This is a genomic window from Corallococcus aberystwythensis (genome assembly GCF_003612165.1).
GTDB classification, from domain to species: domain Bacteria; phylum Myxococcota; class Myxococcia; order Myxococcales; family Myxococcaceae; genus Corallococcus; species Corallococcus aberystwythensis.
The window spans coordinates 1-22,556 of the sequence record NZ_RAWK01000164.1; the positions used below are offsets into that span (position 1 = coordinate 1).

Below are 22,556 nucleotides of genomic sequence, written 5' to 3' on the forward strand. Positions count from 1 at the left end.
GGGCGTGGGGGGCGTCCCGGCGGTGCAGGTCCAGGATGGCGCGGGACACCTCCGCCAGCTCGCGGCGCACCTCGCGGCGGGCGCCCTTCACGCGCTCGATGCGCATGTTGTCGTAGCTGGTGGTCTGGTGGCGCATCCAGGCGATGACGGCCGCCTCCGCGCGCCGCTCAATGGGGATGCGCTCCGTGCGGGCCACGGTGCCGCTGCCCACGGGGGTGGCGTGGCCCGCGACGAGCACGGCCAGGCGCTTGGCGTGGGGGAGCCACGCGGGGCTGAAGGCGAGGAAGCGCAGGACGGCGTTGGCGAAGTCGACCTCGTAGACCTCCTGCTCCTTGGCGCGGCGCTCGCGGCCCTGGGCCAGCTTCTTGGCGTAGGCGGGGGTGGCGCGCTCGTCCTCCAGGGCGGCCCTGGCGTGGACGATGTGGGCCTCCGGCGCCCACACGCCCCGGGAGAAGAGCTTGCGGCCCACCTTCTCCACCACGGTCCAGGAGGGGCCGGCGGCCTTCACGCGGCGGGTGAGGCCGGCGTCGCCAGGGGGGAGGAGGGCCCAGCCATCAGGCACGGAGAGGAGGCGGCCGTCCTGGGCACGCACGCGGCGGGGGTCGGCCGTGGGGCCGACCGTCAGGGAGTCAGGCATGGAGTCGGGTCCGAAAGGGCCGGCTGCATAGCACGCCCCTTCACACCCTGGTAAATGCCCCCGGGAACGCGTGCGCCGGGAAGACTCCGCGCGTGCGAGGAGGCCACTCTCGACGTGGGAAGCGCCGGCATGTCCCTACTGAGGCTCACCTTCCTCGGCACCTCCGCCGCGCAGCCCACCCTGCATCGAGGGCTCTCCGGCCTGGCGGTGAAGGCGGACGCGGACCTGCTGCTGTTCGACTGCGGAGAGGGCAGTCAGCGGCAGATGGTGCGCTTTGGCACCGGCTTCACCGTGGACGCGGCGTTCTTCACGCACTTCCACGCGGACCACTACCTGGGGATCATCGGCTTCCTGCGCACCCTGGGGATGATGGGCCGCACCGAGCCCATGCACCTATACGGGCCGCCCCCGGCGCGCCGGCTGCTGCACCAGGCCGTGCACCTGGGGCTGGAGTCCACGGCCTTCCCGGTGGAGATCCACGAACTGAAGGACGGGGACGTGGTGCGCCGCAACGGCTACTCCGTGCAGGCCGTGGGCGTGGACCACCGCATCCACGCGCTGGGCTACGTGCTGGCGGAGGACGGGCGCCCGGGGCGCTTCCACCTGGAGAAGGCGCGGGAATTGGGCGTGCCGGAGGGGCCGTCCTTCGGGAAGCTGCAGAAGGGCGAGTCCGTCACGCTGCCGGACGGGCGCGTGGTGAAGCCGGAGGACGTGCTGGGCGAGTCGCGGGCCGGGCGGCGGCTGGTGATTTCCGGCGACACGCGGCCGTGCCCCGCGCTGGTGCACGCGGCGAAGGACGCGGACCTGCTGGTGCACGAGTCCACCTTCTCCGACGACGAGCAGGCGCGCGCGCTGGAGACGCGGCACTCCACCGCGCGGGAGGCGGGCCAGGTGGCGAAGGAGGCGGGGGCGAAGCGGCTCATCCTCACCCACCTGTCCAGCCGCCACGACACCGACCCCGGACGGCTGCTCACGCAGGCGCGCGAGGCGTTCAAGGGACCGGTGGAGGTGGCCTTCGACGGCCTCACCGTGGAGCTGCCGCTGCGCGATTGAAGCAGTGCGCGGGCGGCAGCCCCTGCCTGGTGACGGCGGGCGGGACTACTCGACCTTCTTCGCCTCGGCCTTGAGGGCGGAGGCGGCGTCGGGGTCCACCTTCTGGAGCAGCTCCCACTCCATCTCGGAGTCGCGGCGCATCTGGGAGTTGCCGGCGCCTACCGAGGACTCACCCGTTTCCTTGGAGCGGCCGTCGGTGTTGTCGGCGGCGCGGGACTCGGAGCGGTCCTGGCGGCGGATCTCCACGGCGCACTGGCCGGGGCCGCGCTCGCTGCCGCGCACGTGGTAGCGCGCGTAGGCGGTGCCCAGCGAGGACGGGGCGCTGGTCATCAGCCACTCCGTCGTCGCCTCGAAGCCCTGCTGGCCCTTCATCAGGGAGAAGCCCTTCTCCTGGAGGAGGGCGATGGCCGCCGGCCACACCTCCGCGATGGGCTTGCGGTAGACGTGCCCCATGGCCTTGTCCTCCAGGTACGCCTGCTGCCTGCGCGCGGCACAGCCGCTGAAGGCGAGGGCGAGGACGGACACCACCAGCAGCGCCGAGGCGCGGGACGATTTCGAGGGGGTCATTGCTCCGGACTCCATGAAAGGGAAGACGGTTGCGGAACATCGCCCGGCGCGGGCCTGGAAGCCAAGTCCGGGCATGTCCGGGAAGAGGTCACCTCCAGCAGGCAACCTTCGTTTGGTAGGAGCCCCGCCCCCTTCCGGTGATGCGTCCGGCGTCGCACATCCGCCGGGATGAAGCCGTCCACGGGGCGGGGGGCGGGCCATGCTGGCGGGCGGACATGATTCCCATCAGCGACGACAACCCGACCCTGCGCACCCCGGTGATGACGTACCTCCTGCTCGCGGCCCTGGGGCTCACCTGGGTGTTCTTCCAGGGCGCGGGCTTCAACGTGGTGGCGCTGGCCACCAGCATCTGTGAGCTGGGGATGGTGCCCGGGGAGCTCACCGGCCGCGCCCCCCTGGGGCAGGCGGTGCCGCTGGGGGATGGGCTCGCGTGCGTCGTGGACCGGGACGCCATCAACCGCCTCACGCCGCTCACGTCCATGTTCCTGCACGGCGGCTGGGGGCACCTCCTGGGCAACGTGCTGTTCTTCTGGGTCTTCGGCAACAACATCGAGGACAGCATGGGGCGCCTGCGCTTCCTCGTCTTCTACCTCGTGTGCGGGCTGGTGGCGGCGGCGGCGCACGTGGCGGTGGACCCCACGTCGCCGGTGCCCACGGTGGGCGCGTCCGGCGCCATCGCGGGCGTGCTGGGCGCGTACCTGGTGCTCTACCCGCGCGTGCGGGTGAACATGCTGTTCATCATCATCATCCTCATCCGCGTCTTCCCCATCCCCGCGTGGGCCGTGCTGGTGTGGTGGTTCGTGCTCCAGCTCATCAGCGGCCTGCCGCAGCTGATGACGCTCCGGCCGGAGGTGTCCGGCGGCGTCGCGGTGTGGGCGCACATCGGGGGGTTCGTGGCGGGCATGGTGCTGATCAAGCTCTTCGAAAACCCCCGTTACACGTCCCAGCGCACCACGTGGCGGCACCGGATGCACCCGAACCACCCGTGAGCTTCAGGCCCTCCCTGCGGACGGGAGGGCAAGCCCTCGCTGGCCAGGGGTGCGGACGCGAAGGGACGCCCTGACATTGGGGGGTGGTGTTCTTCGCGTCATGAGGAGGCGGGCATGGGAGCGGACCAGAAGTCGGCAGGGCTCTGCGTGGAGGCGCCGCCGCCGCGCAAGCGGGTGCTCATCCTGGGGGGCGGCTTCGCGGGGATGTACGCGGCGCTGCACCTGGAGCGGCAGGTGGGGACGCGGGACGACGTGGAGGTGACGCTCGTCAGCCGCGACAACTTCTTCCTCTTCACGCCCATGCTCCATGAAGTGGCCGCGAGCGACCTGAACGCGACCGCCATCGTCATCTCGCTGCGCAAGCTGCTGCCGCACCTGACGTTCGTGGAGGGCGACGTCAGCGGGCTGGACCTGGAGGCGAAGAAGGTCACGGTGGCGCACGGCGGGCTGGACGGCCACAGCCACACGCTGGCGTACGACTACGTCGTGCTGGCCATGGGGTCGGAGACGAACTTCTTCGGCAAGCCGGGCCCGCGCGACCGCGCGCTGACCATGAAGACGCTGGGCGACGCGCTGCTCCTGCGCAACTGCCTGGTCGACCGGCTGGAGGAGGCGGACGCGGACTGTGTGGCGACGGGCGAGCGCAATCCCATCGTCACCTTCGTGGTGGTGGGCGGCGGCTTCGCGGGCGTGGAGACGGCGGGCGCCATCAACGACTTCATCCACGGCGCCCTGCCCTACTACCCGAACATCCAGCACGCCAACGTGCGCGTGATGCTGGTCCACGGCGGCAAGGAGGTGCTGCCGGAGCTGGGCGAGGACCTGGGCGCGTACACGCGCAAGAAGCTCATCGAGCATGGCGTGGAGGTGCGCACCGGCATCCACGTGAAGGACGTGACGGAGGCGGGCGTGGAGCTGCCGGACGGCACGGTGGTGCCCACCAAGACGGTGGTGTGGACCGCGGGCGTCACGCCGCCGTCCCTGCTGGAGACGCTGCCCTGTGAGAAGGAGCGCGGAAGGCTGAAGGTGAACGAGCGCATGGAGGTGCCCGGCTTCCCGGGCGTGTGGGCGCTGGGCGATTGTGCGTCGGTGCCGGACGTCACCAACGGAGGAAAGCCCTGCCCGCCCACCGCACAGCACGCGCTTCGCCAGGGGCTGGCGGTGGCGCGCAACGTGTGCGCGGCGCTGAAGGGCCAGCCGGGGAAACCGTTCCGCTACAGGATGCTGGGACAGCTGGCGGCCATCGGCCAGCGCGCGGGCGTGGCGCGCATCCTGGGGCTGAAGTTCTCCGGCACCTTCGCGTGGGTGCTCTGGCGCACCATCTACCTGTTCAAGCTGCCGAGCCTGGAGACGAAGGTGCGCGTGGCCATGGGCTGGACGCTGGACCTGCTCTTCCACAAGGACGTGGTGCAGCTCATCGGCCCGCGTGAATTGGATCAGCTCACGTTGCCGGCCCTGCCGCTCAACAGCCGCCAGCAGGTGCGCCAGGTGCAGGCGCTCCAGCCGCGCACGCAGCACTGAAGCTCCGCGGGACTCAGACGAGCGGCGGCAGGTGGTGCAGCAGCCGCTCCAGGTCCGGTTGCAGCTCGTCCGGCGTGGCGGTGGCCAGCTCCTCCTGGGCGTGGGTGCCCCAGGTGACGGCGTAGGTCTTCAGCCCCGCGGCCCGGCCCGCGCGCAGGTCCAGCGTGGTGTCGCCCACCATCCACAGGCCGCCGGTGCCCAGCGCCTTCAGGGCGTGGTGGATGACGTCCGGCGCGGGCTTGTGCGGGAAGCCGTCCGTCCCCTGCACGTGGTGCAGCAGACCGCCCAGCCCCATCGCATCCACGAAGCGCCGCGCCATGTCGCCGCGCTTGGTGGTGGCGACGGCGAGCAGGTAGCCCCGCTCGCGCAGCGTGCCGAGGACGCGCTCCACGCCGGGGAAGGGCCGGGAGCGCCGGTGGAAGTTCAGGGGGTAGTGCTCACGGTAGGCCACGCAGAGCGTGGTGGCGTGTTCGGGCGCGAAGCGCGTGTACATGTCCTCCAGTGGCTGGCCGATGAGCGCACGGACCTCCGCGACGGAGGGCGCCGGCAGGCCGTGGTGCGTGAAGCCGTGGAGGAAGCTGTCGATGATGTCCGGCAGCGAGTCCACCAGCGTGCCGTCCAGGTCGAAACAGATGCCGCGAGGGGTAACGGTGCTCACCCGCCGTTCCATACGCCTTTTCGCGTGTCGCGTGCACGGATTGCGCGTCGCGGCGCGGCCCGGTTCACGCCCGCCGTGCAGGCATCCGGACTGGCCGTCGCGCGGGGCGTGCGTCAGAGTGCCGCGCGCGATGGCCCGGGACAGGTGCCCGGGCGAACCATCATGGCGGGTGCGCGGATGATGCGAAGACGTCTCGGTTGGATGCTGGGAGCGCTGGTGCTGTCGGTGGGCGCGGGTTGCTCGCGGCGCGTGCCGGAGGGAACGCCCGCGGAGCAGGCGGTCGCGGACGCGCCCACGGTGTACGTGGCCAGACGCATCCGCACGCTGGATGCCGCGAAGCCGGAGGCGCAGGCGCTCGCCGTGCGCGACGGCAAGGTGCTGGCCGTGGGCACACGCGAAGAGGTGCTCGCCGCGGCGGGTGCCACCGCGCGCGTGGTGGAGCTGGGCGACGTGACGGTGGTGCCGGGCCTCACGGATTCACACGGGCACCTGGCGGGGCTGGGACAGGCGCTCTCGAGCGTGCGGCTGGAGGGCACCGCGTCGCTGGAGGAGGTGCGCCAGCGGCTGGAGAAGGCCCCGTCCACCGCCTACCAGGGTGACTGGCTGGTGGGTCAGGGCTGGGACCAGAACGACTGGGACACGCAGCGCTTCCCCACCGTCGCCGACATGGGCGAGCGGCTGAAGGACACGCCCGTGGCGATGTGGCGCATCGACGGGCACGCGCTGTGGCTCAACGGCGCGGCCCTGAAGCGCGCGGGCATCACCCGCGACACGAAGGACCCGGAGGGCGGCACCATCGTGCGGCTGCCGGGCGGCGACCCCAGCGGCGTGCTCATCGACAACGCCATGGACCTGGCGATGAAGGTGCTGCCCCTGCCCACCCGTGAGCAGCACGAGGCGCGCCTGCACGCCGCGCTGGAGCACTGCGCGCGCGTGGGGCTCACCGGCGTGCACGACGCCGGCATGGACCTGCGCACCTTCCGCCTGCTCCAGACCTGGGACAAGGCGGGCACCCTGCCCCTGCGCGTCTACGCCATGGCGGATGGCCAGTCGGACGAGCGCGTGCAGTACCTCAAGGACGGCCCCTTCCAGGGGAAGCTCCTGACGATGCGCGCGGTGAAGCTCCTCCTGGACGGCGCGCTGGGCAGCCGGGGCGCGGCGCTGGGCGCGGCCTACAGCGACGAGCCCGGCCACCGCGGCCTGCTGCTCCTGTCCCCGGACGAGTACGCCGCGCGCGTGCACGCCTTCGTGGACCGGGGCTTCCAGGTGGCGACGCATGCGATTGGCGACCGCGCCAACACGCTGGTGCTGGACACGCTCCTGCGCGAACAGGCGGCCACGGGGAAGAAGGACGCGCGGCACCGCGTGGAGCACGCGCAGATCATGACGGACGAGGACATCACCCGGCTGGGTGCGAACGGCTTCGTGGCGAGCGTGCAGCCCACGCACGCCACCAGCGACATGCCCTGGGCGGAGAAGCGCGTGGGCCCGGAGCGCATCCAGGGCGCCTATGCGTGGCAGAAGATGAAGGCCGCGGGCGCGGTGCTGGCGCTGGGCAGCGACTTCCCGGTGGAGCGGCCGGACGTGCTCGCGGGGCTGTACGCGGCGCGCACGCGGCAGGATGCCAGCGGCCAGCCGCCGGGCGGGTGGCAGCCGGCGCAGCGCCTGAGCGGTGAAGAGGCGCTGGAGGGCTTCACGGTGGGCGCGGCCTACGCGTCCTTCGCGGAAGACCAGCGCGGCCGGCTGAAGCCGGGCCAGGACGCGGACTTCGTGGCGCTGTCCGTGGACCCCGTGGACGCGCCCCCGGCGGACCTGCTCACCGGGCAGGTCCGGCTGACGGTGGTGGCGGGCCGCGAGGTGTTCCGCGCGGACGCGAAGTAGTTACAAGTCCGCCTCGTAGGAGAGCGACTCGATGCGCTGGTTCGTCTCCGCCTGAAGGCGGGTGCGCTCCTGCTCGAGTCGCTCCATCTCCCGGCCGATGGCCTCCAGCCGGTCCTCCTGTGCGTTGAGCTTGGTGACGAAGCGCTCCACCAGCTCGCGCTGGGACGCACCGCTCTTGAGCGAGTCGATGTTGGAGCGGATCCGCTCCTGGTCCCTGAAGAGCTGGGTGCGCTCCTCGTCCAGGCGTTGGACGTCGCGAACGACTTGCGCCAGCTTCTCGCGCATGGCCACCACGTCGCGCAGGGCCTGGGCGACGCGCGGGTCGATGAAGCGCGAGTCCAGGAAGAACGTCACCTCCTCCAGCCCCAGGTTGCCCAGGTAGTACTGGCGGTGGCCCTTCGTGCGCTCGGTGATGACGAGCGTGTCGGAGGTGCTGGGGGCCAGCTCCCGCTTGAAGCGCCAGAAGCCGTCCGTGGTCTCCGCGGGGGCGGCCGTGTCCTTCAACTCCCAGCCGGTGCGCGGGTGCTCCACGAAGAGCACCTGGGGGCGCTTCGCCTTGTTGCGCGCCAGGACCCGGGTGCGGCGCTGGTGGAAGAACTCCACCACCAGGGTGCCCCGGTTGAGCCGGGCGCGGAACACCGGGCCGTCCTCCAGGTCCTCCTCCACGGTCACGGTGCAGGACAGCTCGACGGCATAGGGGACGAAGCGCACGTCGTCGGGCTTGAGGGTGTCGAGCATCGCCTCGCCCACGTAGGTCTCGTCCTCGGTGATGGTGACGGGGCCGCCCTCCAGCGTGAGGCCGGTGGTGTTCTTGAACTCGATGCAGGCCATCGGGTTCTTCTCACGCGTGGCGCGGTTGTAGAGCAGCACGCGGCGGCCCTCGAAGGGGCGGTGCAGGATGGGCACGAGCGCGCTCTGGTTGCGGTGCACGGTGACGGGGCGGTCCACGCCGTACTCGAACAGGTCGCCCACCTCCTTGGTCAGCGTCGTCACGGCGGTGCTCTGCTCCAGCGTCTCGCGCATGCCGCCGCGTCCGCTGCCGCCAATCATCGGGCCGCCCTTGGCCCGCCGGAGGGGGGACGGAGCGGGCGCGGACATGACGGGCATGGCGGACGAGGACGCCATGTCCGCGGAGCCGAAGGGGCCGTCGTCCACCGACTCCATCATGGGCTCGGCGGCGCTCTCGTAGGCCTCCTGGGGGATGACGGGCGCGACGCCGGTCTCCGAGCGCACCTCCACGATGGGGCGGCGCATGTAGCGGGGGTTGTAGAGGTCGTGGACGAAGGACACGGGCAGGCCGGCGATGAGGGACAGCTCCACGTCCACCCAGTCCTCGTCACCGGTGTTGTCCACCATGGCCCAGCCCTGGAGGAGCGGCGGTTGGCCTTCATCCAGGAGGATGCGGTAGCTGGTCTTCCACACGGGGGACTCCAGCACGTAGCTGACGAACAGCTCGCGCGAGCCCTCTCCGGCGGTGAGGATGGACAGCCGCTTGGAGTCCTTCTTGTACGAGGACATGACGGTGGCCAGGTAGAACTCCAGGTCCTTGCGCACGGCCTCGTCGAGGAACTCCAGCTCGCCCAGTTCCAGCACGTCGAAGGTGCGCAGCGACGCGCCGACGAACAGCGTGAGGAAGGGGCGCACGACGCTGGCTTCGCCCTGCACGACAGGGAGGGATTCGAGCCCGACGATGGCGCCCTCCACCTGCGCGCCGCCGACGCGGGCACGGACGCGGGCCCCCTTCACCTGGCCGAGCAGCGCGGTGAGGCTGCCGTGTTCGGGGATGCGGATGGTGGCTTCGGAGAGGAGCTGTTCCAGGGGTTTGGTGGAGTCGTAGCTGACGGCGGACACGGAGCCGCCGTTCAGGTCCAGCACGGTCATGGACTTGAGCACGTCGTTCATGTCGCGCGCCTTGAAGTCCAGGTGCGCGGTCTCGCTGCCGGTCACCTTCCCCCGGCGCTCGAAGTAGCCGACGCCGTGCTTGTAGAGGACGACACGGCGGATGGACAGGGGCGAAGGCATGCGCGGGGCTCCGGGTGCGGTGTGGACCTGGGACTGGTCTAGCAACACCAGGGCCGGGGGTTCCACTCCGGGTGGGGGTGACAGCCCTGGCATGCTGCACGGAGCGTCATTTCTGGGAGATGCATGCGCGGATTGTGTTGGCTGCTGCTGGGGCTGCTTTGTGGCTGTGCTTCGACGTCATCCGTCCCGGCGTTCTCGCCCGAGGTCTTCTGGGCGGAGGCGGAGACCGGACATGAGTGCGAGGACGGGGACGGGGACCGGTGCCTCGCGCCCCTGTGCGTGGATGGGTCCTGCGCGCTGTTCCGGTGCGAGGACCTGGAGCCGGGCCGCGTGGTGCGCACGCGAGGAGCGCTCGCGCCGCCGGTGTTCGTGGCGCCTGGGAGCGGGCCGCAGCGGACGTGGGGCAGTGCGCAGGGGCTGCCGGGAGATGCGACTCCCGTCATGGTGTTCCGCTGGTATCCGCGCGAGAAGCTGCCCAGCGAGGTGAAGCGGCAGAAGGCCCTGGAGGAGTGGGCGAAGCGGCCCAAGGAGCGGCACCACATCTTCCCGCAGGCGTTCAAGGGGCACTTCGTGAGCAAGCAGATCGACATCCACCAGTACGTCATCGCCATTGATGCGGACCTGCATAAACGCATCCACCGTGGAGCGAACGGAGGTCCGTGGAATCAGGACTGGTTGCGCTACATCCGGAGTAACGGCCTCAGGGAGCTAGCGCCCGCGCACTTCGAACAGGCCTCATTGCTGATTCAGAAGTACGGTCTCTTTGGTTTGAGCATGACCTATTGGCAGCAGGTGGACCTCGCGCCCATTCCGGTGGAGGACTGACGGGTGCGCTACTTCGAATTGACCGAGCCGGAAGACCTGGACAACTTCCACTGGAGTGGGTCCTACCGCGCCGAACACCCGTGGTACCTGCCAACCATCCTCTGCCCGCGATGTGGTGCCTGGGGAGACATGACGGCGTACCCATCCGTGGACCTGTCCGCCCTGCCTGAAAAGGACCAACTGAAGAGCCCCTGGCCGCAGACACGTGAGGAGTATGAGCGGCGCAAGGCCCTGGTTCTCCCCTTCGTTCCCCCGGAGATCCAGCTCGAACCGGGATGCAGGTTTGGTCCCCTCGTAGGCACGGCCATGGGCCGGTTCGGCCCCATCACCGCGATGCCTTCGTGGCAGGTGCTCGTACGTGAGGACACGCTCACAGCGCTTCAAGAGGCAGGGCTGAAAGGCATCATCCCGGTCCGTGCACAGCTGCGGAACCGCCGCACGAAGGAGCTTCCGCAATACGAACTGGAGGCACGTCCCCTGGCGAAGCTGCATCCCGCGTGCATCCAGGACCGGGACTGGGTGCCCACCTGCCGCGAGTCCTGCGGAAACAGCGGTTTCAGGCTCCCGCCGGAGCGCTGGCTGCTGGGTGAGGCCCTCCCCAAGGACCTCGACCTCTTCGGCGTGGAAGGGACCACCCGTATCGTCGTCTCCGAGCGCTTCGTCGACACCGTGAACCGGCTGGGCCCCTGTGACGTGGTCTACCGGGAGATCACCGTGGAGTAGTGCCCGCTCCTCCTGTCGACAACAACACGTTGGCCCTGCACGTGATGCCACCGTCCACGCGGATCCGCGCGGGGCTCCGTGTATCTAGCGGTCGCATGCGACGCCCCCTCTTCCGCGCTCCCTTCCTGCTGTGCTCCGCGCTCCTCCTGAGCACCGGCTGCGAGAGCATGAAGCCCCGTGCCGTCTCCCCCTCCGACGGCACCGCCACCGCCACCACCACCGAACAGCCCGACGCCTCCCCGCCGTCCCAGGTCTCCGTGCCGGACGCTGGAGCTCCGGCCCCCGACACCACCGCCACGCCCTCGCCGTGGCAGCGCGCCCGCGTGGGCGACCGCGTGGAGTACGCCTTCTCCGCGCACCGGGGCCGTCCCGGCTCGGACAGCGGCGTGGGCGTGGCCGGCCATGTCGCGCTGGAGGTCGTCTCCGTCCAGGCGCCGTGGGCGTGGCTCACCGTCACCTTCACGGATGATCAGGGCAGGCCCCTCACCCACCCGCGCCTCTCCCAGCCCCGCGTGCTGCCCATGCGCATGGAGGAGACGCAGCCCCGGAAGGAAGAGCACCGCGGCCAGCGCTCCACCGAGCAGACCACCGCCGCCGGCCGCGCCTGGGACGCGCGCCGGTACCTGGATGACCGCCGCCCCAGCGATGGCCCCCTCCAGAACCGCCTCTACGCCGCCGAGCCCGGGCCGCTGTACCTCACCCACGGCCTGCTCGACGCCAGCACCACGCTCTCCGGCTTCGGCGCCAGCGGCAGCCAGCAGCTCACGCTCGTGTCCTTCCGCCAGGGCACCGGCGCCGCGGGCACCGTGCCCGTGCTCGACCCTGCCTGGGGCCCGGGCACCTGGTACGACGTGCGCCAGGAACTCTCCGGCACGTCCTCCGTGCGCCGCGTCTGCCTGGGCGCTGAACGCGGCTTCCTCCTGCGCAAGGAGCTGACCGGCCCCACCGGCGACGCGCCGTGCGCGGACTTCCAGGACGCCGAAGTCAAACCCCTGGAAGAGGCCCTGCTCGACACCGTCAGCGAGGCCGTCAGCCAGCCGCAGCAGTGGCCCCCCGTCATCGCCGGCACCGCGCCGTCGCGCCGCGAGACCTTCACCGCCGCCCAGCACCCCGTCCCCGCCGTCGTCTTCGAAGCGCCCTCGGGCGAAGGCGCCGAGCGCCGCGTGCAGGTCACCACCTACGCCGCGGAACCCTGGGGCGCCGCGCTCCAGGGGCTCGCGGAGGAGGCCCGCTTCACGCCGCTCGCCGACGCCATGTTCCGCGCCCCGCCCAAGGGCAAGCGCGTGGCCGAGGACAGCACCGCGCTCACCGGCTGGGGCAGGTGGGTCATCGACGGCGGGAAGTAACCTCAGTCACACGTGCGGCGCGCCGGCTTGTCCGCGCGGCACTGCGCCACGGACGGGAGCGCCTCGCGCGCCTCGTCCGCCACCTCCACCAGCTGGCGCGCGCACTCCTTCGCCGCCAGCGTGCCCTGGATGTCGAACAGGGACAGCACCTCCGTGCAGCGCTTCTGCATGGACTCCACGCCCGCCACGAAGAGCGGCTGCATCACCTCCGGCGTGAACGAGTAGCCGCTCGCCGTCGCCAGCCCCGTCTCCGGCTTGAACATCCACGCGCTGCGCCAGCTGGACGCCACCTGGTCGAAGCGCGCCGAGCCCATCCACACCGCCTGCCCCGCCCCCGGCCCCACCGAGGGCGGCTGGAAGCCCGGACCCTTGCGGCGGCAGAAGTCCTCCGTCGCGCCGCGCAGCGTGCAGACGTTGTACTCCCCCAGCCGGCGCGTCACCGCGAGCAGCTCCGCCTGCTGCACCTCGCCCACGCGCGGCTGCGCCACGAACAGGTCAATGGTGCGCATCAGCACGTTCATCGCGTTCTTCGGATCCGCCGCCGGCGACGGGTTCACCCCACCCGTGGAAATCACCAGCACCCGCTCCGCTCCGCGCTGCACCGCCTGCAGCAGCGGCAGCCCCGAGCGCACCCCGCCGTCGTAGTACGTCCCCGTGCGGTCGCCCGACGCCGACGGCAGCAGGCTCACCGGGTTCGACAGCACCGGCTCCGCGATGGACGCCACGATGGCGTGCGTCATCCCGCCCTTGCGAATCTTGTCCGACGCGCCCGCCTTGAAGTCCGCCGGGTCCTGGTCGCTCACGCTGAACACGTCGCCCGTCTGGAAGTCCACCGACACCGACACCAGCTCCGTGCCGTTGTGCAACATCTCCGGCTGGATGAACGCATCCAGCTTCGAATAGATGCCGTCGAACTTCACCAGCCCCCGCGTGTCCTCCGCCAGGCTCCACAGCCACGTGGAGTTCACGCAGTACAGGTCCGACTCCACCGTGCACGTGTAGTTGCCCAGCAGCTGCTTCCGCGCGTTCGCCTCCTGCCCCGGCGTGTGGAACAGGTCCACCAGCGTGCTGATGAGCGCGCCCGTGCTCGTGCCCGCCGCCAGGTCGATGCGTGCATCCCCGCAGCCCTCCGGCGCGGGCTTGCCCCGGCACTGCTCCAGGATGCCCAACAGCCGCCAGATGGCCCCCGCGCTGAACGCGCCGTTGGCCCCGCCGCCGCTCAACACCACCGCGTTGCTGGGCCGCTGCAGGTCCCGGCGCCATGAACGCGCCCGCACGTACGCGGCCGCGGAGGCCGCGCCCCGCTGGATGCCCTGCGCGAGCACCTCGCGCGTCAGCGGCACCTCCAGCGACTGCTGGAGCGCCGCCAGCGACGGGCCAATGCCCATCGCGTTCGCGAGGAAGCGCTGCGCGTCCACCTCCTCCGCGGCCGGCGCCGACACGGAGAAGGACTGCACCGGCAGCGGCACGCCCCACGCGGACACCTTCACCGTCCGGTCGACGTAGGCCGAGCGCTCGGCGTTCTCATAGCAGGACGCCGTGTCGTTGCCGGCGTGCTGGACCAGGCACGCCGTCATGTCGAGCACGGACTCCGGAGCCGCGCCCAGCGCCTCCATCCACGCGCCCGCGCGCGCCGGATCCACATAGGAATCCGTCAACTGCGCGCGCGTCAGCCCCGCCACGCGCTCCACGGCGGGCACCCGGACTGGCAGGTCCTCCGGCTTCGACGAGTCCGGGGTGTTGAGCGTGTCCAGCAGCACGTCCGTACGCATGAAGCTGCAACCGCTGGCCGTGGCGGCGAGGAACATCAGCAGGGGCGTGAGGTGACGGCGCATGGGGGCGCCTCCTTGACGGCGGATGGAACGGACCTTCCTCTTCCTTAGCCGATGCCCCCGACGCGCGGCCATCACCCCAAACGTCAGACATCCGCAATCTCGCAAAGCCCCGTTCGCGACGCGTCGCGGTGCGGGTAGCATGCGCGCCCCCGACCCGGAGGATGGACCCCACATGGTTGAGTATGACCCGCATCGCTGGTGGAGCTACTTCCACTACCTGCGCGGTTCGATGGTGAAGGAGATCGTCGGCCGCGTATTGCTGTGCGTTGTCTGGTCCGCGGCCGTGGTGGGCTTCTCCCAGCACGTGAGCCACGTGGGCGTGCCCCCGACGGTGCACACGCTGGCGGGCATCTCGCTGAGCCTCCTGCTCGTGTTCCGCACCAACGCCTCCTATGACCGCTTCTGGGAGGGCCGCAAGCTGTGGGGCGGCATCGTCAACGAGACGCGAAACCTGGTCCGTGCGTCGGAGGTCTTCCTGGGCAGGACGCCGCTCTACGCCCCGCTGGTGCGCTGGACGGCCGCGTTCCCCTTCGCGTCCGCCGCGTGGCTGCGCGGCCAGCAGCGGCATGTCGGCCCGCACACGGACACCCTGCCCCAGGAGGAGGTGTCCCACGTGCTCAAGGCCCAGCATGTGCCGCTCGCCGTGGCCCGCCGGATGACCGCCGTGCTGGACGAGGGCCGCCGCCAGGGGCTGTATCCGGAGTACGTCCAGATGCAGCTGGACCAGAACGTCCAACTGCTCATCGACTACCTGGGAGGTTGTGAGCGCATCCACCGCACGCCCATGCCCTTCGCATACATGGTGCACCTGCGCCGCGCGCTCATCCTCTACTGCTTCACCCTGCCCTTCGCGCTGGTGGACACCTTCGGCTGGGTGACAGTTCCGGCCACCTTCGTCGTGGCGTACATCTTCTTCGGCATCGAGGAGATCGGCGTCGAGATTGAAGACCCCTTCGGCACGGACGACAACGACCTGCCGCTCGACACCATCTGCCAGAACATCCAGAACAACCTGCTGGCGCTCCTGCCAGCTCCCATCGCGAGCACCCAGGACGACGCCGCCGCCTGAGCGCGCGCCCCCCAGACGCCGGGCTCCCCTCAAGGGGGAGCCCGCATCCGTCCCTCGCGCGGAGGACTACTCCGCGACGGAGAGCTTCACGTCGATGTTGCCGCGCGTGGCGTTGGAGTACGGGCACACCTGGTGGGCCGCCTCCATCAGCTTCTGCGCCTCCTCGCGGGGGACGCCGGGGAGGAGGCCCTGGAGCTCCACCGCCAGACCGAAGCCGCCCTCGGGCGTCTTGCCGATGGTGACGGTGGCCTTCACGCCGGTCTTCTCATCCAGCTTCTTGCCGGCCTTGCCCGCGACGAGGCGCAGCGCGCTCTCGAAGCAGGAGGAGTAACCCGCGGCGAAGAGCTGCTCGGGGTTGGTGGCCTCCGTCTTGCCGGAGCCGCCCAGCTGCTTCGGCATGGCCAGCTCCAGGCCGTCCAGGGGGCTCTCGTTGAGCGACAGCCGGCCGTTGCGGCCGCCGTGCGTGATGGCGGTGGTGGTGTAGAGGGGCGAGATCTGGACCGGGGCCATGGTGTTGCTCCTTCGTGGGTAGGTACCGCGTGTCTCAAGCACTACTTTGAAAGCTTCTCGAACAGCTTGAGGACGTCCCGGCGCAGCCGCGCCAGCTCCTCCAGCGTCAAACCCGTGCGACAGACGATGGCCTCCGGGACGGACGCGGCCTTGCGGCGCAGGGCCCGCCCCTGAGGGGTGAGCGACGCCGTCACCGACCGCGCGTCCTCCTTGGAGCGCTCGCGGCGCAGCATCCCCAGCGCCTCCAACCGCTTGAGCAGCGGCGTGAGCGTCCCCGAGTCCAGGTACAGCTTCTCCCCCAGCTCCTTCACCGTGACCCCGTCCGTCTCCCACAGCACCAGCATCACCAGGTACTGCGGATAGGTGAGCCCCAGCTTCGCCAGGAGCGGCGTGTAGGCCTGCACCATCGCTCGCGACGCCGCGTAGAGCGGGAAGCACAGCTGCAGGTCCAGCCGGAGGAGGTCTTCCGTCGACATGGCGAATATGTAGTGCCCAATTCAATTGCGCGCAATTGAATCGAGCATGCGAGAGGAAGCGCCGTCAGGTGTAGGGGGTTTCCCCCGTCGGGCAGGGCCGTGGTACAGCCGCCACCCCCGGAGTGCCCGGGAACTGTCGAGGACGAGTGATGCTCAGGACGGTCACCGCCACGCGCTACGTGACGCCCTTGCGCGAAGGGGGCTCGCTGCCCGCCATCGTGGAGGCGAACGACGCGGGGCTCTATGTCGTGAAGTTCCGTGGGGCGGGTCAGGGCGCCAAGGCGCTCATCGCGGAGCTGTTGGCCGGCGAAATCGCGCGGGTGCTGGGCCTGCGGGTGCCGGAGCTGGTGTTCGTGGAGCTGGACGTGTCACTGGGGCGCAACGAGCCGGACAGTGAGATCCGCGAGCTGCTCAAGTCGAGCGCGGGGTTGAACCTGGCGCTGGACTACCTGCCGCGCTCGGTGACGTTCGACCCGTTGGCGGTGCCGGTGCCGGAGGCGCAGGTGGCGTCCGCCATCGTGGCGTTCGACGCGTTCGTGACGAACGTGGACCGCACGCCGAAGAACCCCAACCTCCTGGTGTGGCACCGCAACCTCTGGCTCATCGACCACGGGGCGGCGATGTACTTCCACCATTCGTGGGACGGGTGGGAGGAGCGCAGCCAGACGCGGTTCGCGCCCATCAAGGACCACGTGCTCCTGCCGTGGGCGCATGGGCTGGCGGAGGCCGGGGACCTGCTGCGCGAGCGGGTGACGCGGGAGGTGGTGGAGCGCATCGTGGGGTCGATTCCGGAGGCGTGGCTGGGCCAGGAGCCCGCGTTCGCGTCCACGTCCGAGCACCGCGCGGCGTACGTGACGTGGCTGATGCGCAGGCTGGAAGCGGCCCCGGCGTTCATCGAGGAGGCGACGCGTGCCCACGCCCAGCTCGTTTGATTACGCCATCATCCGGCTGGTGCCTCGCGTGGAGCGCGAGGAGTTCATCAACGTGGGCGTCGTCCTCTTCTGCGTGCAGCACCGCTTCCTGGGCGCGCGCGTGGAGCTGGACGTGGAGCGGCTGAAGGCCCTGTCACCGGACGCGGACGTGGAGCTGCTCAGCGGCCACCTGGAGAGCTTCCGCCGCGTGTGCGTGGGCGGCAAGGACGCGGGGCCCATTGGCCGGCTGCCACAGAAGGAGCGCTGGCACTGGCTGGTGGCGCCGCGGAGCACCATGCTCCAGACGGGCCCCGTGCACGCGGGCCTGTGTGACGACCCGGACCGCGCGCTGGAGCACCTGCTGGACACGATGGTGCGGGTGAAGCCCGCTCCGTGAGCAGGCAGGCGGGCTGGGGCTTTGTCCGCTTGCTGGCACATCGCGGCGAGCGCCAGCGCATCGCATGGTGAAGAGGGTGGGAGGCCTGGACGTTCGTCCCAGGGCTTCCCATTTTTCGCCGTGAGGCCTGGGGAGGTGGCGAGCCGCAATGGAGCCGTCAGCGCTACGCATCGTCACGTACAACGTCCGCTACTTCGGACACATGCTCAGAGGGCTCGCGAGCACCGTGGGCCCCAAGCGCCGGGTGGCCGCCGCATTGGCCACGCTGGACCCGCTGCCGGACATCGTGTGCCTCCAGGAGGTGGAGACCTCGTCGCTGCGCAGCAACATCGTGCACCGGCCCACCCGGCCGGGTGAGACGCAGCTGGAAGCCTTCATGGAGCGCGTGGAGGAGACGTTCGCCCTCCAGGGGAGGGACATGCCCTACGAGGCGTTCTACTTCCGTGCGCACCACTACAAGGTGGGCGAGGTGTCGCTCTACACGACGGGGCTGGCGATGCTCGTCAACACGCGCACGCTCCAGGTGGACCGGCACAACGTGGAGGCGCCGGAGCACATCACGCACCACCATGTGCAGGGCCTGAAGGATCGCAAGCAGAGCCGCATCTGCGCGCACATGCGCGTCATCCGCCGCGCGGATCAGCGCGCGTTCCACATCTTCAACACGCACCTGAGCCTGCCCACGCCGTTCGCCCGCGAGTTCTGGGCCACGCGCGACAAGATGGGCTGCGGCGTCAACCAGCTCCATGAAGCGAAGAAGCTCACGGGCTTCATCGGGCTGCACGCGAAGGAGGAACCGTTCGTGGTGTGCGGCGACTTCAACTCGCCGCCGTCGTCACCGGTGTACCGCTACCTCACGGGGGATGCGCACCTGACGTGCGCGCAGGCGGCCGTGGGGCAGATCAACCCGGCCCTGTCGCGGGCGTTTCCCACCGCGGGCTTCATGCACATGCGCATGCACCTGGACCACCTGTTCTCCGGTGGCGGCGTGAGCTGGCTGGACACGGCGGAGACGCGGCCCTTCGGAGACCTGACCAGCCGCTTCCACGGCCTGTCAGACCACGTGCCGCTCATCGCGCGCTTCCGGCTGGAGGCTCCGGCGCCCGCGCTGGTGACCTGAGAAGCGGGCTGCCGTGCTCGCACGCGCCCAGCGTGGACAGCATGTCCTCCTGGGGGCTCGCGACAATGATTCAACTCCAGCGCGTCTATGACGAACACGGCCCGGACCCTCGGGCCGGGGCCCGCTTCCTGGTGGACCGGCTCTGGCCACGGGGGCGCAGGAAGGCGGACCTCCACCTGGACGGTTGGCCCCGCGAGGTGGGGCCCAGCACGGAGCTGCGGCGGTGGTTCGCCCACGACGTGGCGCGCTGGGACGAGTTCCGGCGCCGGTACACCCGCGAGCTGGACGCGCACCACGACGCGTGGGAGCCGCTGCTCGAGGCCGCACGCCACGGCCGCGTCACCCTGCTCTACGGTGCCCGCGACACCGAGCACAACAATGCCGTGGTGCTGAAGGACTACCTGGAGGCCCGGCTCAAGCGCCCCGCGCGAGCGAAGCCGCGCCGCACCGTGCACTGACGCACGCGACTCACGCCTCGTCGCGCTCCAGTGCCTCCCATGCGTCCAGGATGTCGCGCGTGCGGCGCTCGGCGAGCACGTGGAACTCCGGCGCCAGGTGGGCCACCTTGTCCGGGTGGTACTGCGCGATGAGCGTGCGGAACGCCTTGCGTGCTTCGTCCTTCGGCGTGCCCCGCTCGATGCCCAGCACCGTCCAGGGGTCCTTCGCCTCCGGCTCGGCCGCGACGGCGCGTGAGCCGCGCGGAGGTGTCGCTTCGTCGGCCTGCCATGCGCGGGCCCTGCCAGAGCCCTGGCGGGCTCCGCTGCCCGGGGCCTCGTTGTCACGGGCCCTGGTGGAGCCGGAGCGGGCGCTGGAGCGGCGCCAGGTATCGGCGGATTCCTCCGGCGCTCCGCCATCGCTCGCGGGCCCGTAGCGCGGAGGTGCTCTCGGGGCGGGTTCGGGGCGGCGGTGGCCGGGGCGCTTCGCCGGGTCGGGCGCGGGGATGCCGGGCGACAGGCGGCTCAAGGCCTCCTGGAGGAACCACAGGTCCTCGGCGGGACTGGCGTGTTTGCGCACCACCGCGCGCGGCTTGCCGCCCTCCAGCAGCACGTAGCCCGTGGCCGCCGCGTAGGCCTGCTTCTTGTCGGCGGGATAGAGCCGGTCGCCCAGGTCCCCCAGCGGGTCCCGCCACATGCCCTCGGTCGTGCCCTCGTCCGCGACGATGACCTGCGACAGCACGTGACCGAACACGTCCTCCAGCGCCGCGAAGGGCTCGCGCGCCTGAGGTGGACGCGTCATCGCGGCGCCGTGGCGCACCCCCGCCACCAGCATCAGCCCCTCTGCTGCGTCCACGAACGCGAAGAGCTTCTCGCGCACCTGCTTGTCGGAGAAGTAGAGAACGGCCTGCACGGTCCTCAGGAGCTTATCTGCTTACGGCCGTTCTTTGGACAGGGTGGCGAGCCCGGGCGACAACATGGAAACAGTGCTTCTGCTGGCTGTCGGCATGCCCCTGCCGTCATGTGCCTTGGAGGAAGTCTCTTGAGCACCGTTCCCACCAACTACGTGGAACTGACCCGACACGCTGTAGCCTCCTACTGGAGCACCTTGGACGCACAAGGGACCCGGCAACGTGACGGTGATGCGGATCGAGGCAAACGGTCGGCGGTCACGGGTGGCAAGCAGATGAACGGGTTTTGCCATCTCATCAGTGAACTCCTACGCGCCAACGGATTCACTGACGAGCACATCCACATCGAGCAGAAGCTGGAGCTCCCTGGCTATTTCCGGCCCACCAAACGGTGGGACATGGTGGTGATTTTCGAGGGAAGGCTCGTCGCGGCATTGGAGTTCAAGTCCATGGCAGGTTCCTTCGGGAACAACTTCAACAACCGGGCGGAGGAGGCCATCGGAACCGGTGCTGACATGCGGCTCGCACTCAAGAAGGGGGCCATGGGGAAAGGCGCCAAGCCCTGGATCGGGTGGTTGATGCTGCTAGAAGACAGCGTGGAATCAACTCGTGCCGCTTCAGTCAAGGAGCCGCATTTTCCTGTCCTGCGTGACTTCCAGCAGCAGTCCATCGCAGGCCGGTTCGCCGTGCTCTTCCGCAAGCTGGTAGAGGAGCGCTATTTCGACTCGACGGCGCTGCTCATGTGCACACGGACCGCAGGTCAGACCGGGCTTTACACTGAGCCGCACCAGGACTTGGCCATGAAGCCATTCCTGACCTCGCTGGCAAATCACCTTCAGCAGTTCCGCCGCTACTGACGAAAGGGCGACATGCAACTCCAGATGGATCTACCAACGCATTTCGGCCCGGACGCGTACCAGTATGGGAAACGCACTTCGGGCGAAACACATGGGGTCGTGCTGACGAAGCCCCATATCGTAGACCTCATCCTGGATCTCGCAGGATACACGCGCGACCGCCGCCTGCATGAGCTTCGCCTCTTGGACCCTGCGGTCGGAACGGGGGCATTCCTGCTCCGTGCGGTCCACCGGCTGATGTACGTCGCAAACCGCGAGGGCCTTCGACCCTCGGAACTGGGAGCGGCGCTCACCTCCTTTGACATCGACCCGTCGCACGTCGAAGCCGCACGCGCCCATGTACGCGCAGCGCTGAAAGAGCATGGCGTTTCCGTGAAGGTCGCGGCACGGCTTGCGGACCAGTGGGTTCGTCCTGGGGATTTCCTGCTAACCCCACTCGCGCCTTTCGATGTCGTGGTCGGAAACCCGCCGTACATCCGCATCGAACAGCTTTCCCAGCGACTCCAGGCCGAGTACCGGCGGCGTTACGCCTCCCTCTTCGACAGGGCGGACCTCTATGTCGCGTTCATTGAGCGCGGCCTTGACCTGCTCAAGCCCGAGGGCAGGTTGTCTTTCATCTGCGCGGATCGCTGGATCTTGAACCGCTATGGCGCGCCCCTTCGCAGGAAGTTGACGGAACAGTTCCGAGTCCACGCCTACGTCGATCTCCACCGGGCATCGCCGTTTGAGTCCGAAGTCATTGCGTATCCGTCCATCTTCGCCATCAGCCAGGGACGTTCCGAACGGGTGGCTGTCGCATCCATGGCACGTGCGACACCGGATGAGTGCGATGCCCTGCGCGGACATCTTCTTGGTGCGCACCCTGTCACGAGCCCTGGTGTCTCCGTCAGCACCTATGACAGCTGGTTCCAGGGTGACGAACCATGGGTCCTCAGCACACCCGAGCACCTGGAGGCCCTCCGCGCGTTGGAAGCGCGGTTCCGGCCCATCGAGGAGGGCTCGTCGACCCGGGTTCGCATTGGTGTCGCCACGGGCAGCGACAAGGTCTTCATTGTTCCCGCCGATGCGGACATCGAAGCCGACCGTCTGGTGCCGCTGGTGAAGCGCGAGGACATCCAGGAGGGTGCCATCCAGGACGCGCGCCGTTGCGTCATCAACACCTTCACCCAGGAAGGGCGTCTCGTTGACCTGAAGCGTTACCCACGGCTGGCGCGCTATCTCAAGGCCAATGAAGAAACCCTTCAGCGGCGGCACGTGGCCCAGAACAACAAGGCAGGCTGGTATCGGACCATTGATCGCGTCTATCCGGAGTTGGTCCAGCGTCCTAAATTGTTGATTCCCGATATCGCTGGTTCAAACGAGGTCGTCTTCGAGGCGGGCCATTATCACCCGCACCACAATCTCTATTTCATTACCTCCGAGGACTGGGACCTGGAGGTCCTCGGTGGGTTGCTGGGTTCGAAGGTGGCGTTGTTCTTCATCTGGGCCTACGCAGTGAAGATGCGGGGAGGATACCTGCGGTTCCAGGCGCAATACCTTCGCCGCATCTGCCTCCCCTCCCCTACGGAGTTGCCCCGGAAGTTGTCGGATGCGCTCCGGAAGGCCTTCCGTCAGAGGGACTTCGCCCGGCTGGATGAGTTGGCGCACGTGGCCTACGGGCTGAAGTCCCTGCCCGCTTTCGATTTTGTCGATACCCGGCGTTAGTCATCGGGGGCACTCCTTCCAGGAATTCCGACAAGACCCGGTTCAATGCGGCTCGACCCGGGGACGGGCTTGCGAAAGAGTCACCCCCTCTATGCGCTGCTGCCACCGCC

Annotated in this window: 22 protein-coding genes; 14 read left to right on the top strand and 8 right to left on the bottom strand. The window is 69.6% G+C overall.

All coding sequences use genetic code 11. The features are described 5' to 3' along the window. On the bottom strand, window positions 1-637 hold a 637-nt coding region (locus D7W81_RS25125; protein ID WP_120557932.1), incomplete at its 3' end, for a DUF2293 domain-containing protein. A gap of 129 nt (window positions 638-766) precedes the next feature. Here D7W81_RS25125 and rnz point away from each other — a divergent pair. Continuing rightward, entirely contained in the window at window positions 767-1,690 is a 924-nt protein-coding gene (gene rnz / locus D7W81_RS25130) for a ribonuclease Z (protein ID WP_120557933.1), read from the top strand. A gap of 45 nt (window positions 1,691-1,735) precedes the next feature. Here the strand turns inward: rnz and D7W81_RS25135 are convergent, their stop codons facing one another. Next, a complete protein-coding gene (locus D7W81_RS25135) occupies window positions 1,736-2,257 on the bottom strand; it encodes a hypothetical protein (RefSeq protein WP_120557934.1) in 522 nt (173 codons plus the stop codon). A gap of 215 nt (window positions 2,258-2,472) precedes the next feature. Between D7W81_RS25135 and D7W81_RS25140 the strand changes: the two genes are divergently transcribed. Both D7W81_RS25140 and D7W81_RS25145 read left to right on the top strand, forming a co-directional pair. Then, window positions 2,473-3,246 carry a rhomboid family intramembrane serine protease gene (locus D7W81_RS25140; RefSeq protein WP_120557935.1) on the top strand — a complete coding sequence of 258 codons (774 nt, stop codon included), beginning with the start codon at window positions 2,473-2,475 and terminating at the stop codon, window positions 3,244-3,246. Between the two features lie 114 nt (window positions 3,247-3,360). After that, the gene (locus D7W81_RS25145; RefSeq protein ID WP_120557936.1) at window positions 3,361-4,767 is read left to right on the top strand and encodes an NAD(P)/FAD-dependent oxidoreductase; all 1,407 of its coding nucleotides are present in this window, start codon (window positions 3,361-3,363) and stop codon (window positions 4,765-4,767) included. A 13-nt stretch (window positions 4,768-4,780) separates the two neighbouring features. On the opposite strand, the gene D7W81_RS25150 is transcribed toward D7W81_RS25145, so the two are convergent. Continuing rightward, window positions 4,781-5,437 carry an HAD family hydrolase gene (locus D7W81_RS25150; RefSeq protein ID WP_438503372.1) on the bottom strand — a complete coding sequence of 219 codons (657 nt, stop codon included), beginning with the start codon at window positions 5,435-5,437 and terminating at the stop codon, window positions 4,781-4,783. A 168-nt stretch (window positions 5,438-5,605) separates the two neighbouring features. Between D7W81_RS25150 and D7W81_RS25155 the strand changes: the two genes are divergently transcribed. Beyond that, complete coding sequence (locus D7W81_RS25155) at window positions 5,606-7,306, top strand: amidohydrolase (protein WP_244227413.1); 1,701 nt, start codon at window positions 5,606-5,608, stop codon at window positions 7,304-7,306. Here the strand turns inward: D7W81_RS25155 and D7W81_RS25160 are convergent, their stop codons facing one another. After that, a complete protein-coding gene (locus D7W81_RS25160; RefSeq protein WP_120557938.1) occupies window positions 7,307-9,328 on the bottom strand; it encodes a hypothetical protein in 2,022 nt (673 codons plus the stop codon). Between the two features lie 123 nt (window positions 9,329-9,451). On the opposite strand from D7W81_RS25160, the gene sitA6 reads away from it, so the two are divergent. The 3 genes from sitA6 (at window position 9,452) to D7W81_RS25175 (ending at window position 12,222) form a co-directional block, all read left to right on the top strand. After that, window positions 9,452-10,153 carry a SitA6 family polymorphic toxin lipoprotein gene (sitA6, locus tag D7W81_RS25165; RefSeq protein WP_120557939.1) on the top strand — a complete coding sequence of 234 codons (702 nt, stop codon included), beginning with the start codon at window positions 9,452-9,454 and terminating at the stop codon, window positions 10,151-10,153. Window positions 10,154-10,156: 3 nt separating this feature from the next. Continuing rightward, window positions 10,157-10,876, top strand: coding sequence for a SitI6 family double-CXXCG motif immunity protein (sitI6, locus tag D7W81_RS25170; RefSeq protein ID WP_120557940.1), 720 nt, complete (start codon window positions 10,157-10,159; stop codon window positions 10,874-10,876). Window positions 10,877-10,971: 95 nt separating this feature from the next. Continuing rightward, window positions 10,972-12,222 (top strand): DUF6068 family protein, encoded by a 1,251-nt coding sequence (locus D7W81_RS25175; protein WP_120557941.1) that lies wholly within the window; start codon window positions 10,972-10,974, stop codon window positions 12,220-12,222. A 2-nt stretch (window positions 12,223-12,224) separates the two neighbouring features. Here the strand turns inward: D7W81_RS25175 and D7W81_RS25180 are convergent, their stop codons facing one another. Beyond that, entirely contained in the window at window positions 12,225-14,057 is a 1,833-nt protein-coding gene (locus D7W81_RS25180; RefSeq protein WP_120557942.1) for a patatin-like phospholipase family protein, read from the bottom strand. Between the two features lie 172 nt (window positions 14,058-14,229). On the opposite strand from D7W81_RS25180, the gene D7W81_RS25185 reads away from it, so the two are divergent. Then, window positions 14,230-15,126, top strand: a complete 897-nt coding sequence (locus tag D7W81_RS25185; protein ID WP_120557943.1) for a bestrophin family protein — start codon at window positions 14,230-14,232, stop codon at window positions 15,124-15,126. 66 nt (window positions 15,127-15,192) lie between these two features. Here D7W81_RS25185 and D7W81_RS25190 read toward each other — a convergent pair whose 3' ends face one another. Together D7W81_RS25190 and D7W81_RS25195 are read right to left on the bottom strand one after the other, a co-directional pair. Further along, window positions 15,193-15,636, bottom strand: coding sequence for an organic hydroperoxide resistance protein (locus D7W81_RS25190; RefSeq protein ID WP_120557944.1), 444 nt, complete (start codon window positions 15,634-15,636; stop codon window positions 15,193-15,195). A 41-nt stretch (window positions 15,637-15,677) separates the two neighbouring features. After that, window positions 15,678-16,112 carry a MarR family winged helix-turn-helix transcriptional regulator gene (locus D7W81_RS25195; RefSeq protein WP_120557945.1) on the bottom strand — a complete coding sequence of 145 codons (435 nt, stop codon included), beginning with the start codon at window positions 16,110-16,112 and terminating at the stop codon, window positions 15,678-15,680. 149 nt (window positions 16,113-16,261) lie between these two features. On the opposite strand from D7W81_RS25195, the gene D7W81_RS25200 reads away from it, so the two are divergent. The 4 genes from D7W81_RS25200 to D7W81_RS25215 all read left to right on the top strand — a co-directional run bounded on the left by D7W81_RS25200 (window position 16,262) and on the right by D7W81_RS25215 (window position 18,998). Further along, window positions 16,262-17,044 (top strand): HipA family kinase, encoded by a 783-nt coding sequence (locus tag D7W81_RS25200; protein ID WP_120557946.1) that lies wholly within the window; start codon window positions 16,262-16,264, stop codon window positions 17,042-17,044. Then, window positions 17,022-17,420: a DUF3037 domain-containing protein gene (locus tag D7W81_RS25205; RefSeq protein WP_120557947.1), complete on the top strand. Its 399-nt coding sequence runs from the start codon at window positions 17,022-17,024 to the stop codon at window positions 17,418-17,420. The genes D7W81_RS25200 and D7W81_RS25205 overlap by 23 nt, the downstream gene beginning before the upstream one ends. A 148-nt stretch (window positions 17,421-17,568) precedes the next feature. Next, on the top strand, window positions 17,569-18,540 hold the full coding sequence (locus D7W81_RS25210) for an endonuclease/exonuclease/phosphatase family protein (RefSeq protein ID WP_120557948.1): 972 nt from the start codon (window positions 17,569-17,571) through the stop codon (window positions 18,538-18,540). A 41-nt stretch (window positions 18,541-18,581) separates the two neighbouring features. Further along, window positions 18,582-18,998, top strand: coding sequence for a DUF488 domain-containing protein (locus tag D7W81_RS25215; protein ID WP_244227414.1), 417 nt, complete (start codon window positions 18,582-18,584; stop codon window positions 18,996-18,998). Between the two features lie 10 nt (window positions 18,999-19,008). Here D7W81_RS25215 and D7W81_RS25220 read toward each other — a convergent pair whose 3' ends face one another. Further along, window positions 19,009-19,887 carry a J domain-containing protein gene (locus D7W81_RS25220; protein WP_120557950.1) on the bottom strand — a complete coding sequence of 293 codons (879 nt, stop codon included), beginning with the start codon at window positions 19,885-19,887 and terminating at the stop codon, window positions 19,009-19,011. A 129-nt stretch (window positions 19,888-20,016) separates the two neighbouring features. Between D7W81_RS25220 and D7W81_RS25225 the strand changes: the two genes are divergently transcribed. Further along, entirely contained in the window at window positions 20,017-20,742 is a 726-nt protein-coding gene (locus D7W81_RS25225; RefSeq protein WP_244227415.1) for a PaeR7I family type II restriction endonuclease, read from the top strand. 12 nt (window positions 20,743-20,754) lie between these two features. Next, the gene (locus D7W81_RS25230) at window positions 20,755-22,446 is read left to right on the top strand and encodes an Eco57I restriction-modification methylase domain-containing protein (RefSeq protein WP_167508096.1); all 1,692 of its coding nucleotides are present in this window, start codon (window positions 20,755-20,757) and stop codon (window positions 22,444-22,446) included. Window positions 22,447-22,556: the final 110 nt, after the last annotated feature.

What these genes read in the sequence shown, in the direction of transcription:
- rnz (WP_120557933.1), top strand. Translation starts at nt 767, where the DNA reads ATGTCCCTACTGAGGCTCACCTTCCTCGGCACCTCCGCCGCGCAGCCC.
- D7W81_RS25135 (WP_120557934.1), bottom strand. Translation starts at nt 2,257, where the DNA reads ATGACCCCCTCGAAATCGTCCCGCGCCTCGGCGCTGCTGGTGGTGTCC.
- D7W81_RS25140 (WP_120557935.1), top strand. Translation starts at nt 2,473, where the DNA reads ATGATTCCCATCAGCGACGACAACCCGACCCTGCGCACCCCGGTGATG.
- D7W81_RS25145 (WP_120557936.1), top strand. Translation starts at nt 3,361, where the DNA reads ATGGGAGCGGACCAGAAGTCGGCAGGGCTCTGCGTGGAGGCGCCGCCG.
- D7W81_RS25150 (WP_438503372.1), bottom strand. Translation starts at nt 5,437, where the DNA reads ATGGAACGGCGGGTGAGCACCGTTACCCCTCGCGGCATCTGTTTCGAC.
- D7W81_RS25155 (WP_244227413.1), top strand. Translation starts at nt 5,606, where the DNA reads ATGCGAAGACGTCTCGGTTGGATGCTGGGAGCGCTGGTGCTGTCGGTG.
- D7W81_RS25160 (WP_120557938.1), bottom strand. Translation starts at nt 9,328, where the DNA reads ATGCCTTCGCCCCTGTCCATCCGCCGTGTCGTCCTCTACAAGCACGGC.
- sitA6 (WP_120557939.1), top strand. Translation starts at nt 9,452, where the DNA reads ATGCGCGGATTGTGTTGGCTGCTGCTGGGGCTGCTTTGTGGCTGTGCT.
- D7W81_RS25175 (WP_120557941.1), top strand. Translation starts at nt 10,972, where the DNA reads ATGCGACGCCCCCTCTTCCGCGCTCCCTTCCTGCTGTGCTCCGCGCTC.
- D7W81_RS25180 (WP_120557942.1), bottom strand. Translation starts at nt 14,057, where the DNA reads ATGCGCCGTCACCTCACGCCCCTGCTGATGTTCCTCGCCGCCACGGCC.
- D7W81_RS25185 (WP_120557943.1), top strand. Translation starts at nt 14,230, where the DNA reads ATGGTTGAGTATGACCCGCATCGCTGGTGGAGCTACTTCCACTACCTG.
- D7W81_RS25190 (WP_120557944.1), bottom strand. Translation starts at nt 15,636, where the DNA reads ATGGCCCCGGTCCAGATCTCGCCCCTCTACACCACCACCGCCATCACG.
- D7W81_RS25195 (WP_120557945.1), bottom strand. Translation starts at nt 16,112, where the DNA reads ATGTCGACGGAAGACCTCCTCCGGCTGGACCTGCAGCTGTGCTTCCCG.
- D7W81_RS25200 (WP_120557946.1), top strand. Translation starts at nt 16,262, where the DNA reads ATGCTCAGGACGGTCACCGCCACGCGCTACGTGACGCCCTTGCGCGAA.
- D7W81_RS25210 (WP_120557948.1), top strand. Translation starts at nt 17,569, where the DNA reads ATGGAGCCGTCAGCGCTACGCATCGTCACGTACAACGTCCGCTACTTC.
- D7W81_RS25215 (WP_244227414.1), top strand. Translation starts at nt 18,582, where the DNA reads ATGTCCTCCTGGGGGCTCGCGACAATGATTCAACTCCAGCGCGTCTAT.
- D7W81_RS25230 (WP_167508096.1), top strand. Translation starts at nt 20,755, where the DNA reads ATGCAACTCCAGATGGATCTACCAACGCATTTCGGCCCGGACGCGTAC.